The organism is Roseibacterium elongatum DSM 19469 (assembly GCF_000590925.1).
GTDB lineage: Bacteria > Pseudomonadota > Alphaproteobacteria > Rhodobacterales > Rhodobacteraceae > Roseibacterium > Roseibacterium elongatum.
The window spans coordinates 3,256,067-3,268,813 of record NZ_CP004372.1; the positions used below are offsets into that span (position 1 = coordinate 3,256,067).

At 67.6% G+C, this 12,747-nt stretch carries 9 protein-coding genes and 1 pseudogene; 2 read left to right on the forward strand and 8 right to left on the reverse strand.

Annotation, left to right across the window (positions count from 1 at the left end; all coding sequences use genetic code 11):
- Positions 1-3 precede the first annotated feature (3 nt).
- Positions 4-1,416: a magnesium transporter gene (mgtE, locus tag ROSELON_RS15840; RefSeq protein ID WP_025313284.1), complete on the reverse strand. Its 1,413-nt coding sequence runs from the start codon at positions 1,414-1,416 to the stop codon at positions 4-6.
- Between the two features lie 110 nt (positions 1,417-1,526).
- Between mgtE and guaD the strand changes: the two genes are divergently transcribed.
- Positions 1,527-2,819 carry a guanine deaminase gene (gene guaD / locus ROSELON_RS15845; protein ID WP_025313285.1) on the forward strand — a complete coding sequence of 431 codons (1,293 nt, stop codon included), beginning with the start codon at positions 1,527-1,529 and terminating at the stop codon, positions 2,817-2,819.
- A gap of 121 nt (positions 2,820-2,940) precedes the next feature.
- Here guaD and glmM read toward each other — a convergent pair whose 3' ends face one another.
- Both glmM and folP read right to left on the reverse strand, forming a co-directional pair.
- Complete coding sequence (gene glmM / locus ROSELON_RS15850; protein WP_025313286.1) at positions 2,941-4,284, reverse strand: phosphoglucosamine mutase; 1,344 nt, start codon at positions 4,282-4,284, stop codon at positions 2,941-2,943.
- A gap of 46 nt (positions 4,285-4,330) precedes the next feature.
- Complete coding sequence (gene folP, locus ROSELON_RS15855) at positions 4,331-5,347, reverse strand: dihydropteroate synthase (RefSeq protein ID WP_025313287.1); 1,017 nt, start codon at positions 5,345-5,347, stop codon at positions 4,331-4,333.
- 121 nt (positions 5,348-5,468) lie between these two features.
- Between folP and ROSELON_RS15860 the strand changes: the two genes are divergently transcribed.
- Entirely contained in the window at positions 5,469-5,933 is a 465-nt protein-coding gene (locus ROSELON_RS15860) for a GNAT family N-acetyltransferase (protein WP_025313288.1), read from the forward strand.
- Here the strand turns inward: ROSELON_RS15860 and ROSELON_RS15865 are convergent.
- From ROSELON_RS15865 to ROSELON_RS19260, 5 genes and pseudogenes are all read right to left on the reverse strand, one after another.
- Complete coding sequence (locus ROSELON_RS15865; RefSeq protein ID WP_025313289.1) at positions 5,905-6,882, reverse strand: dihydroneopterin aldolase; 978 nt, start codon at positions 6,880-6,882, stop codon at positions 5,905-5,907. The two genes, ROSELON_RS15860 and ROSELON_RS15865, sit on opposite strands and share 29 nt — an antisense overlap.
- Positions 6,883-6,988: 106 nt before the next feature.
- A complete protein-coding gene (locus ROSELON_RS15870; RefSeq protein WP_084613886.1) occupies positions 6,989-7,621 on the reverse strand; it encodes a cell wall hydrolase in 633 nt (210 codons plus the stop codon).
- 194 nt (positions 7,622-7,815) lie between these two features.
- A complete protein-coding gene (locus tag ROSELON_RS15875) occupies positions 7,816-10,377 on the reverse strand; it encodes a putative PEP-binding protein (protein ID WP_025313291.1) in 2,562 nt (853 codons plus the stop codon).
- 115 nt (positions 10,378-10,492) lie between these two features.
- Positions 10,493-12,301 carry a glycine--tRNA ligase subunit beta gene (glyS, locus tag ROSELON_RS18865; protein WP_407059666.1) on the reverse strand — a complete coding sequence of 603 codons (1,809 nt, stop codon included), beginning with the start codon at positions 12,299-12,301 and terminating at the stop codon, positions 10,493-10,495.
- Positions 12,302-12,380: 79 nt separating this feature from the next.
- Positions 12,381-12,746 (reverse strand): annotated as a pseudogene (locus ROSELON_RS19260) (glycine--tRNA ligase subunit beta); the annotation flags it as partial.
- Position 12,747: the final 1 nt, after the last annotated feature.

Below are 12,747 nucleotides of genomic sequence, written 5' to 3' on the forward strand. Positions count from 1 at the left end.
CCGTCAAAGCAGCAGCACAACCGCCAGCCCGAGAAACGCGAAAAAGCCCACCACATCCGTGACCGTGGTCACGAAAGCCCCCGAGGCCAGCGCCGGGTCGACCCTCAGGCGTTCGAGGATCACGGGCACGAGAATTCCCGCAAGGCCCGCGACCAGCAGGTTGATCACCATGGCGACGGCAATGACGACGCCCAGCATCGGGCTGCCGAACCAGAGCACCCCGATCACCCCCATCACCACTGCAAAGACCAGCCCGTTGATCAGGCCGACCCCGGCCTCGCGCAGAACCACGCGCAACAGGTTCGACCGCGTCAAGTCCTTGGTGGCCAGCGCGCGCACCGCCACGGTCAGGCTCTGGGTGCCGGCATTCCCGCCCATCGAGGCGACGATCGGCATCAACACGGCCAAGGCCACGATCTGGCTGATCGCGGCCTCGAATTGCGAAATGACCAGCGAGGCCAGGATCGCCGTGATCAGGTTCACGAAGAGCCACGGAAAGCGCCGCTTGGTGGTGTCGATGACGCGGTCGTTCAGGCTGCTTTCCTCGTCCACACCGGCCAGGCGCAGGATGTCCTCTTCATTCGCGTCATCCAGCACGTTCATCGCGTCGTCGATGGTGATCACGCCCACCAGCCGTCCGTCATCATCGACCACCGGGGCCGAGATCAGGTGGTACTGGTTGAAGGCATAGGCCACCTCGTCCTCGTGCTGCGTGGCGGGGATGACCCGGAAACTGTCCTCGAGCAATTCGATCAGCGGCGTCTTGCGCGCCGTCGACATGATCCGCCCCAGCGTGACATAGCCCACCGGCTTCATCCGCGGGTCCGTCAGCACAAGATGGTAGAACTGTTCGGGCAACTCGCGCTTGTGGGCACGCATGTAATCGATGGCCTCGCCCACGGTCCAATGCTCGGGCGCGGCGACGACCTCGCGCTGCATCAGGCGCCCGGCGGACTCCTCGGGAAAACTCAGCGCCTGTTCGACGGCGACCCGGTCCGAGGGCGCCAGCACATCCAGAATGGCCTCCTGCTGGTCGTCCTCGAGATCCTCGACCAGATCCACAACATCGTCCGAGTCGAGATCGCGCACCGCGTCCTGCAGGACCGAGTCGGGCAGCAGGCCGATCACCTCTTCGCGCAGGTCGCCGTAAAGCTCCGACAACACGTCGCCGTCGATACTGGAGGGCCACAGCCTCAGCCAGGCCGCGCGCACCGGGTCCGAGACCTGTTCGAGAAGGTCGGCGATGTCGGCGGGGTGCAGCGGCGTGATCAGCGCGTCGATGGCGGCCGGGTCGCGCGCGGCGACCGCCGCCCGCAGCTTGCCCAGAAGCGTGTCGTCGAGCGCATAGCTGTCGCGGGCCTCGTCGGCCGTGTCCTCGGCCGACCTGTCCAGCACGTCATCCTCGATGTCGCTCATGCCTGCCTCCCGCAAACCGCCTTGCGCGCCCTGATGCGCGATTTGCCCTAACATAGGGCGGGCCGGATCGCTATGCAGGGTCAGGGGGGAAACATGACGAGACAACGCGAATGACGGGCAAGCGCCTGATCCTTGGGCAGGTTCTGGAATTCCTGGGCGATCCCGCGCAGTTGGGGGCCGGGGCGACCCGACACCGCCGCCACGGCGCGGTGCTGATCGCCGAAGGCCGGATCGCCGCGGTGGACGAGGCCGACACCCTGCGCGCGGCCCATCCCGATGTGGCCGTGACGGACCATGGCGCGCATCTGATCCTGCCGGGCTTCATCGACGCGCACGCCCATTACCCGCAGACGGCGATCATCGCATCCTGGGGCAAGCGCCTGATCGACTGGCTGACAAGCTACACCTTCCCCGAAGAGATGCGTTTCGCCGACCCGAGCTATGCAGCCGAGGTTGCGGCGCGCTATTTCGACCTCGTGCTGGCGCAGGGCACCACCACGGTCGCCAGCTATTGCACCATCCACCCCGAAAGCGTGAACGCCTATTTCACCGAGGCGCAGGCCCGCGGCCTGCGGATGCTGGCGGGCAAGACCTGCATGGACCGCGACACCGCGCCGGCGGGCCTGCGAGACACCGCGCAATCGGCCTATGACGACAGCAAGGCGCTGATCGGCCGCTGGCACGGGGTCGACCGCCTCTCCTACATCATCACGCCGCGCTTCTCGCCCACCTCGACGCGGGCGCAGCTGGGCGCGCTCGGGGCGCTTTGGGCCGAGCATCCCGACTGCCTGATGCAGACCCATCTCAGCGAACAGACGGACGAGATCGCGTGGATGCACAGCCTCTACCCCGAGGCGCGCGATTATCTGGACACGTACGAGGCGCATGGCCTGTTGCGAGAAAACGGGCTCTATGGCCACGCCATCCACCTGACCCCGCGCGAAATCGACCGCCTGGCCGAGGTCGGCGCGGCCCTCGTGCATTGTCCGACCTCGAACACCTTCATCGGCTCGGGCCTCTTCGACATGGGGCTGCGCGCCCGCATGCGCGTCGGGCTGGCCACGGACACCGGCGGCGGGTCAAGCTTTTCCATGCTGCGCACCATGGCCGCCGCCTACGAGATCGCGCAACTGCGGGGCATGGCGCTGCACCCGTCCGAATCGATCTGGCTGGCCACCGGCGCCTCGGCCGAGGCGCTCAGGCTCGGCGACCGGATCGGGCGGTTGGCCCCCGGATACGAGGCCGACATGGTGGTGCTCGACCTCGCCTCGACCCCGGCCATCGCACAGGCCACCACCCGGGCCGAGGATATCTGGCAAGCCGTCTTTCCCACGATCATGATGGGCGACGATCGCGCCGTCGCGCAGACCTACGTGATGGGCCGCCCCGTCGTACCGGCCTGACCCCGCCCCTTCATCTTGGCGAAAAACGTCCGGGGGGACGGCCGCAGGCCGCGGGGGCAGCGCCCCCGACGGGCAAGCGAGCGGCCCCCGAAGCGGGGCCCGAGCGCGCCCGTTCCCCGCCTCAGAGCGCGGCTTCCACCGCGCCCACGATCTCGTCCACCACCGCGACCATCAGCGCCTCGTCCTCGGCCTCGGCCATGACGCGGATCAGAGGCTCGGTCCCCGATTTGCGGATCAGCAGACGGCCCTCGGCGCCCAGGCGGGCCTCGCCCTCGGCGATGGCCTGGCGCACCTGCGGCATCTCCAGCGGCGCCTTGCCCACGCCGAAGCGCACATTCCGCAACACTTGCGGGACCGGCTCGAAGCTGCGGGCCAAGGCGCTGGCCGGCTGCTTGGTGCGCACCATCTCGGCCAGGAATTGCAGGCCCGCCATCAGGCCATCCCCGGTCGTCGCGTAATCGGTCATGACGATGTGACCCGACTGTTCCCCGCCCAGGTTCAGCCCCTGCGCCCGCATCGCCTCGACCACGTAGCGGTCGCCCACGGCGGTCCGGTAAAGGCCGATGCCACGCCCGGCCAGGAACCGTTCCAGCCCGAGGTTCGACATCACCGTGGCGGCCAGTTGCCCCCCGGCCAGCCGCCCCTCATCGGCCCATCGCGCCGCCAGCAGCGCCATGATCTGGTCTCCATCGGCCACCGCGCCCGTCTCGTCGAGCAGGATCACGCGATCAGCATCCCCATCGAGGCAGATCCCGACATCGGCCCCGGTGGCCCGGATCCTGTCCGCGGCGGCCTGCGGGTGGGTCGAACCGACGCCGGCATTGATGTTCACCCCATCGGGCGCCACGCCGACGGGAATGACCTCGGCCCCCAACTCCCAAAGCACCTCGGGTGCGGCGCGATAGGCCGCGCCATGGGCGCAGTCGATCACCACCTTCAGCCCCTCCAGGGTCAGGCCAGCCGGAAAGGTGCCCTTCACCCGTTCGACATAGCGAAAACGCCCGTCGTCGATGCGTTTGGCCCGCCCGATATTGCGCGCCTGCGCGGGCTCAACCTCGCCCGCGACCAGGGCCTCGATCTCGGCCTCCGCGGCGTCGGACAGCTTGAACCCGTCGGGACCGAAGAACTTGATCCCGTTATCCTCGGCCGGGTTGTGACTGGCCGAGATCATCACCCCCACATCCGCCCGCATCGACGGCGTCAACAGCCCCACCGCCGGCGTCGGCACCGGGCCCAGCAAGAACACGTTCATCCCGGTCGAGGTGAAGCCCGCCGTCAGGGCGTTTTCCAGCATGTAGCCCGACAGGCGCGTGTCCTTGCCGATCACCACGCGGTGCTCGCGGCTGGCGTCACGGCGAAAGAACCGCCCCGCCGCCGCGCCGAGGCGCAGGGCCATGTCCGCCGTCATCGGGTAGCTGTTGGCGCGGCCCCGCACCCCATCGGTTCCGAACAATTTGCGTGTCATGCCTGTGCCCCTCCACCCGGTTGGACCGGGTCGTTTTCTGCCGTGGTCATTGCGCCGCCGTCACGGCCTGCCAAAGCCGCAGCGCCTGTGCATGGGTATCCATATCATGAACGCGCAGCATCTGTATTCCCTGAGAGATCGCCCATAGGCCGACACCCGCCGATCCGGGGCCGCGCGCGGCCGGGTCGCTGACACCGCCAATGCGCCCGATCATGCCCTTGCGCGACACCCCCAGCAGGATGGCGCAGCCCAGGCCGTGAAACAGGCTGATCCGGCGCAACAAGGCCAGGTTCTGTGCTTCGGTCTTGCCGAACCCGATACCGGGATCGACCATGATGCGCGCCCGGGGCACGCCCGCCGCTACGGCGCGGGCGATGGCCGCGGCCAGTGCATCGAACGCGTCCAACAACACGTCGGTATAGGCGTCGGCCGCCAGGGCCTGCATCGTCTCGGGCGTTCCGATGGAATGCATCAGGATCAGCGGCGCACCCGTTTCGGCGGCCACCTGTGCCAGATCGGGGTCGTGGCGCAGCCCGGACACGTCATTGAGGATCGCCGCGCCGGCATCAAGGCCCGCGCGGGCGACCCCAGATTTCCGGGTGTCGAGGCTGAGCGGCGCGGTGATCCCTTGCGCGCGCAGCGCGGCGATCACCGGGACGACGCGCGCGATCTCGTCGGCCTCGGGGGTTTCCGGCGCGCCCGGGCGCGTGCTTTCGCCGCCGATATCGATCAGATCGGCGCCCTTGCCCAGCATGCGCGCGGCATGGGCACAGGCCGCGGCGACCCCGCCATGCCGCCCGCCATCCGAAAAACTGTCAGGCGTGACGTTCAGGATGCCCATCAGGCGGGGGCTGTCGAAGGCCAGCCCCGCCAGTGGCGCGCGCGGTGCCACGAGCGGGGCAAGCGCCGTCTCGGGCAGCTGGGATGCGGGCAAGATCTCGGGCGGGGCGGTCCGCGTCAGACGCTCGACATGCGAAAACCGGGTCCAGCCGCCCGCCAAGGGATAACAGCCGGGCAACGGGGCCGGATCGACCTGCGGGATCGGGCGGTAATAGTCGGACATGGCGCGCGGCCTAGCCCGCCGCCGCATGCGATGCAAGACAATCGCATTGGTCCCGTTGCACGGACGTGCTAAAAGCTTTCCCTAACGTCAAGCGCTCGACCGTCACCACTGGAGTGCCGCGATGCCCGCCGACCCGGTCCCGTTTCAGACCCTGCGCCTGGCCTGCCGCCCCCCCGGCGACAGCAGCGCCCAGGTCTACGCTGCCCTGTTCGGCCCCCAAGGGGCCGATCTGCTGGCCTCGGACAGAACCGAGTGGTGCAATCACGGCGTGGCGCCCTGGACGCTGTCGCATGCAGGGCATGATGTCGGCATCGGGGGCTTTCGCATCGGGTACGCCCGGGGCGGGCTGGAACTGCGCATGGATTTGCTGCCCGATGTCCGCGGCCAGGGGCTGGCCAGCGAATTCGTGACCGAGGCGCTGGATTACGCCGCCGAGGTTTTGCGTGAAACCGATGTCTTCGCCGCCGTCGGTCAGGAACATGCCACGGCGGCCTGGGTTCTCAAGAAGAACGGGTTTCGCCCCGATCCGCGGGGATCGGACGACGCGACGCCCGACATCACCGTGTTGCGCCGGACGCTTCGCTAAGGGGCGGGGCCGTTTCCGATGGCAGGGCCTCGGCCGCCAGTTCGCGCAAGGGCATCGGCGGCCTCGGCGTGTCCGCGGGCAGCGTCCCGCCAAGCGAGATCACCTCGCGCGCGTCAAAGGCCGTGGCCAACCACATCGCCAAAGCGACCGGATGCGTGACACCGGGACCGGGGCCATCGACCGCATCCAGAACCAGTTTCGACGGGGCCCAGACGCTGATCTGACCATGGCGCATCGCCCAGTCCAGTTCGGTGCGGCTATCCACCACCACGCATCGACGATCTCGGGCGGCCAGCACCCAGGCCCCCTGTTCGATCGCCAGAAGGTCAATACGCCGCTGCGGCATGGCATGGGCCGCGCGGGGTTGCGGCAGGTCGGGGCAATCCACGCACAGGATCACCGGCGCCCCCCCGCTTTGCAGGTCATCGAGCAACACCGAAAGGTCCGGGCGCGCGATGGCGGCGTTGGACAGAAAGACCACCACGGGGTGCGGCGCGGCATCGGCCAACAGGCGCAAGGGGCGCCGCCCCTCGGGTGCATCGCGCATGATCTCGACCCCCAGGGTGTAGGGGCCGCGATCCAGCTTGCCGATCCGCACGAAAACGCGCGCCGCCAGGGGATGCGCCAGAATGCCATCGGCGATCCGGGCGGCCAGGGTTTCCAGCAGGTTCACACGCTCGGCCGCGAGGGCCGCGTCGATGGACTCGACGATGGTGTCGTAACTCAGGATCCGGTCCACGTCATCGGCCGCGCTTTCGGCGCGGGTGGCCACCTCGACCACGACATCGAAACGCACGGTCTGGGTGACACCGCGCTCGGCCTGAAACGCGCCGATCTCGACCTCGCGCAGATGCTCGGTCATCGAGATCCTGTCGCGCGGCACATCGCCGGCGATCGACTTGGCCCGTTCCGACGGATGTTGAAACGCGATGGATGTTTCGTCGCTCACCGGATCGCCTGCCCTGTTGTCTTGCGTGTCGCCCTGCGTTTAGCACGCAGCGGGCAGACGCGCCATGCTGCGGCGCGGCACATCGCGGACAAACGCGACGTGGGGATCAGTATTGCTGTCGATAGAAGATATGAATGCCGTATTCGGCGGTGCGCGGATAGACACGCGCCCAGTCCGGGTTGACCCAATCGGCATGGTAATGCGTCGCGCCGCCCGTCAGGTCACGCGGGGCCCCGTCGATCATGATGCGTGCGATGTGTCCCGCGCGATGCCAGGCGCGGTCATCGGCGATATCCTCGGGCTCGCCGTCGCAGGTATAGGTGAACTGGCAGGCAAAGCGCCGCCCCGTTCCCTGATTGACGACACCGCAGATCGTATCGGGATAGTTGGCGCTGTCGACCCGGTTCAGGATCACCTCGGCCACCGCGTACTGACCGACGATCGGCTCGCCGCGCGCCTCGAAATACAGCGCCTCGGTCAGGCATTGCCACTGCCGGTTGCCGCGCGGTCGGCGCAGCTGGTCAAGCTCGGTCGCATACATGATGCGCGCATCGTCACCGCGCTGGCCGGTATAGGGCGCGCCAAGGCGGCGCAGGCGCGTTTCCGACAGACTCGCCAGCGAGGCGGTTTCGACCCCCATCAATTCGCCCAGTCGCGCGGAAATCCCGCCGCCCGGGGCGGTCGAGGTCGACAAGGTCACGTCTGGCGCGGGGGCATCGGCGGCCACGGGGCCAGCCATCACGAGACTTCCGACAAGGATCGCAGCCAGACGCATTCTTTTCGACATCTTTTCCCTTTCGACGAGCACCCGACCCACCACCGTCGTGATTCGACCCAACCGCGTTTGGTTACCCCTTTTCGCGCGCATCACAAAATCGACACCGAATCTAGTGAGTCCGTGATGTGATGTCGCAAAAACTTGACAGAGCGGTGTCAGCGATCAGGGTCGCTGGCGGGATCGCTATCAACGTCGCGTGGCAAATCCTTGTCGAAAATGGACAATTGTGCCGCCGCCAATTTGGCGACCGGAACGCGGAACGGCGAGCAGGACACATAGTCGAACCCGGCCCGACGGCAGAAGCCGATCGACTCGGGGTGGCCGCCATGTTCGCCGCACAGCGAGATCGTGACATCAGGGCGCGCATCGCGCCCCCGTTCGGCACCCAGCAGCAACAGCTCGCCCACCCCTTCGGTGTCGAGCTGCGTGAACGGATCCTCGGAAAACACGCCCTGATGGACATAAGCCGACATGAACCGCCCCGCATCGTCGCGCGACAGGCCATAGGCCATTTGCGTCAGATCGTTGGTGCCAAAGGACAGAAAGGCCGAGTGTTCGGCGATCTCGCCCGCGCGGAGCGCCGCGCGCGGCGTTTCGACCATGACGCCAAGGCGATAGGTGAACTCCTTGCCGGTTTCCGAGCGCACCGCGCTGGCCACCCCGTCGATGCGCGCCTTGACCAGTTCCACCTCGCGCCGGGCGGACACCAGGGGGATCATGATCTCGGGCACGACGGGCGCGCCCTTTTTCGAGGCGGCGATGGTCGCCTCGAAAATCGCACGGGCCTGCATTTCGTAGATTTCGGGCACCGTGATACCCAGCCGCACGCCGCGCATCCCCAGCATGGGGTTGAATTCCTGCAGGCTTTCGATGCGGGACGCGACGCGGCTGATCGGCAGATCCAGCGCCTCGGCCAATGCGCGCGTCCCCTCGCGATCGGCGGGCAGAAATTCGTGCAGGGGCGGATCGAACAGGCGGATGCAGACGGGTTGGCCCTGCATCAGCTTGAACAATTCCTTGAAATCGGCGCGCTGCATCGGCAGCAGCCGTTCGAGCGCGGCGGCACGATCCTCGGGGTTCTCGGCAAAGATCATCTCGCGCATGACAGTCAGGCGCCCGGCCTCGAAGAACATGTGCTCGGTCCGGCACAGGCCGATGCCATCGACACCGAAGCGTTGCGCCATCGCCGCATCCTCGGGCGTGTCGGCATTGGCGCGGATGCCGATGTCGCGCGCCGCGTCGGCCCATTGCATCAAGGTGGCAAAGGCGCCGCCCAGGGCCGGCTCGATCATCTCGGTCGCGCCGACCAGAACCTCGCCCGAAGAGCCGTCGACCGTGATGATGTCGCCCTCGTGAAACACCTTGCGGCCGGGTACGGTCAGCGTCTTCTTGCGCAGGTCGATCTGCAATTGCGTGGCCCCCGATACACAGGGCACGCCGAGGCCACGGGCGATGACCGCCGCATGACTGGTCATGCCGCCGCGTTCGGTCAGGATGGCGTCGGCAGCATGCATGCCGCGAATATCCTCAGGCGTGGTTTCGCGCCGCACCAGAATGCAGGGCTCGCCCTGCGAGGCGGCGGCCTGCGCCGCGGCCGCGGTGAAACAGATGCGCCCCTGTGCGGCGCCGGGGGCCGCCGCGATCCCGCGCGTCAGCACATCGCGTGCCGGGTCGGCCCTGACCTGACGGTGCAGCATCTGGTTGAGCGTATTGGGGGCGATCCGCGTCAGCGCCTCGTTGCTGGGAATGACGCCGTCCTCGGCAAGAGCGACCGCGATGGCCACCTCGGCCCTGGCCGAGCGCGGCACGCGCACCGCATCGAGCAGGGACAAGTGCCCGTCCATCAGGGTGAATTCGATCTGCATCTCGTCACGCAGGCGGTCGCGCAGCAAACCGCCCGCCTCTTGCAGGGCGGCGACGGCCTCGGGCGCATCGTCCTGAAGCGACGGGCCGCGATCATCATGCAGGATAAACTGCGCCTCGGCCTGCGAGAGGGCGGCGCGGCCTTGTCCCTGCGGCAGGTAGCGGCCGGTCACCTGGGGTTCGCCGGTTTCCGACGAGACGAACTGCACCACGCCCGCCCCCGACAGGCCGCGCCCCGGCCCGAGGGCCATCTGCTGCACGACAAGACCCAGGCCCGCATCTGCGGGCGCGCCCTTGGCCTGCCGCAGCAGTCGGGCGGTCGTCCCCTCCCAGGCGCGGGCCATGGATTTCAGCACCTCGGCCAGTTGCGCGGCCGGGTCCTGCGGGAACTCGTCTTCCATTTCGTCTTCGAACTGTGCCTTGGCCAGACGCGGCGTCATCGGCCCCTCGAAGACATCGGCATCCAGCCGCAGCACATCGACGGCGTAGCTGCGAATGAAGTTGACATAGAACGCGTCGGCAACGGACGACCCGTGGATCGCGGCCAGCCGTTCGGCCTGCGCGTCGTTCATCCCGATGTTGAGGATCGTGCCCGGACCGCCCCAATCGGCCGCCTCGCTGGAGGAGCGGACCGAGACCAGCGTATCGGGGCCGAACAGGCCCAGTAGCTGCGCAAGATCGGGCATCCGGCCCTGCGCGATGCCCCGGACCGTGTCGAAGGGCAAGGCCACGGTGGGCGGAACCGGAAGATCCAGCCGCACAAGCCGCTGCAGGCATTTCGCGCGATTGCCGTGGCGATCCTTGCGGATATCGGCAGTCGCCGTGATCTCGGTGAAGTCGGGGGTGGTCAGCATCGGGCCCGTCCTTTCGCGCGTGCCGCACAACATACCTGCATGGCGTAACCTGTCCAGTTCAGTGGACAGGCCGACAGGCAATGTGACCTGTGGCAAAGCGGCCCGTCCGCCCCCCCTAGCCGTCGAGCTTGTCGAGATCGGCCACCTGACCGCAGATCTCGACAATCTGGTGCAGCAGGTTCAGACGGTTGCGCCGCACGATATCGTTTTCGGTATTGACCTGCACGGCCTCGAAAAACGCGTCGATGGGGCCACGCAGCGCCGCCATATGGCCCATCGCGGCGGCGAAATCCTCGGCGGCGAGGGCCGGGGCGATGGCCGCCTGTGCCTGATCCAGCGCGGTGAACAGGGCCTTTTCCTCGTCGGTTTCGGCGAATTTCGGATCGGCCCCGAACCGGTACTCGACCCCGTCCTTCTCCTCGGCTTGGATCAGGATGTTGGCCGCGCGGCGATAGCCCTGAACAAGGTTCTCGCCCTCTTCGGTGGTCACCACCTCTTGCAGCGCGCGGGCGCGGGCGACCACCAGCGTCAGGTCATCGGCGGGCGGTTTCGACAGGCTGGCGTCGATCACGTCATGGCGCAGCCCCTCGGCGCGCAGATGCACCTTCAGCCGGTCGTGGAAAAACGCCAGCAGATCGGTCGAAAGGTCAGGCACCCTGTCGCCCACCGTGCGCAGGGGCGAGCCCTCGTCCATGTCCGGGCCCGTGCCGGCGGCCTTCAGCCGCTCGGTCACGGCACGGAAGGCAGCCCCGAAAACACCCCGATCCGCGATTTCGTCGAGGATTTCCTCGAGCGTATCGATCACCTCGTCGCCCACGACCGGGCGTTCGAGGGCGATCTTGTGGCGCAACAACTGGCTGTCGATGAACCGGTCCAGCGACAGGCGGCGGTTTTCGGTCAGCACGATGCGGATGATCCCCAACGCCGCGCGACGCAGGGCAAACGGGTCCTTCGAGCCGGTGGGTTTCTCGTCGATGGCCCAAAAGCCCGTCAAGGTGTCAATCTTGTCGGCCAGGGCGACAGCGATCGACAGCGGGGCCGATGGCACGTCGTCCGACGGGCCGAGGGGCTGGTAATGCTCTTCGGCGACGGCGGCGATCTCGGGTGCATGGCCGGCGGCCTGGGCATAGTAGCGGCCCATGACGCCCTGCAACTCGGGGAATTCATAGACCATCTCCGAGGAGAGATCGGCCTTGGCGATCTTGGCGGCCGTGGCGGCATCTTCGGGGTCGGCCCCCACCACGGGCGCAATTTCACGCGCCAGCGACGCGATGCGCTGGATGCGGTCGGCCTGAGTGCCCAGACGGCGTTCGAAGGTCACGTTTTCCAACGCATCCATCCACGCGGCCATGCCCGATTTCGCGACGCGGAGGTCGTTTTCCCAAAAGAACTTGGCATCCGACAGCCGCGCGGCCAGGACCTTCTGATTGCCTGCGAGGATGGTCGCGCCGTGTTCGGCCGTTTCGCGGTTTGCCACGGTCACGAATTTCTCGATCCGGCCCGTCCTGGGGTTTCTGACCGAAAAGAACTTCTGATGTTCGCGCATCGAGGTTTGCAGCACCTCGGGCGGCAGGTCGAGGAAATCCGCCCCGATCTCGCCCAAAAGCACCACCGGCCATTCGACCAGCCCGGCGACCTCGGCAAGAAGGGCGCGATCCTCGACCACCTCCAACCCTTCCGCAAAGGCCATCGTGGTGGCGTCGTGCCAGATCTTCTCGGCCCGTTCCTCGGGCGACAGGATCACATGCGCACGCGCCAGCTTGGCGACGTAGTCATCGTAGGACGACACGGCAAAACGGCCCGGCGCCATGAAGCGGTGCCCCTCGGTCGTGTCGCCCGCCACGATCCCGTCGATATCGAAGACAACGGGGCTTGGCCCGTGCTCGTCGCTCAGGATGCACAGGATCGAGTGCAGCGGGCGCACCCACCGCAGTGACCCGGCCCCCCACTCGCATCGACTTGGGCCAGGGGAAATTGCGCACGGTCCGGGTCACGACCTCGGCCACGATCTCGGCGGCGGGGCGGCCGGGCGTTTCGATGGTGGCGAACCAGAAGCTGCCCTTTTTCTCTTCGCGCGCCTCGAGCTGGTCCTTGCCGAGCCCTGTCGAGCGCAGGAACCCCTCCAGAGCCTTTTCGGGCGCGTCGGTGCGCGGTCCACGCCGTTCTTCGCGCTTGGTGGGCGACTCGGGCGTCAGGCCTTCCAGTGCGAGGACCAGCCTGCGCGGGGTCGAGAACGCCCCGGCCCCGGCATAGGTCAGCCCTGCCTCGACCAGCCCGTCGGTGACGAGGCGCTTGAGGTCCTCGGCCGCGCGCGCCTGCATGCGCGCGGGGATTTCCTCGGAAAACAGTTCCAGCAGAAGGTCGGGCATC